The sequence below is a fragment of the Chryseobacterium sp. SIMBA_029 genome, from assembly GCF_046535275.1.
Lineage (GTDB): Bacteria > Bacteroidota > Bacteroidia > Flavobacteriales > Weeksellaceae > Chryseobacterium.
In genome coordinates, this window is sequence record NZ_JAWRXA010000200.1 from 1 (window position 1) to 282 (window position 282).

A 282-nucleotide genomic window follows, 5' to 3' on the forward strand; every position below is an offset into this window, starting at 1 on the left:
TGGCTACTTTTGGAAATATAGATGTTGCCATTGTAGATGAACCTGGTGATTATCCTAAAAACACGGTTAAGGATAGTTTAAGAAGAATAAGATTCCATAAGATGAACAATAATTATAAGACATCATCTTTATGGAGGACAATTATTGCTGACAGTAAACAGGTTTTTGACCAAAAGAAACTGGATGTTACCAAAAGGAATCTTATGTCTATGAACAATTTTAGTATTGTAAAGGCAAGAGACTCTCTAAGACAAGGGGGAATATCTTCTCCCAATGACAGTA

Annotated in this window: 1 pseudogene; it reads left to right on the top strand. The window is 33.7% G+C overall.

From position 1 onward, the window contains the following. Positions 1–282 (top strand): annotated as a pseudogene (locus tag SB679_RS23815) (outer membrane protein assembly factor); the annotation flags it as partial.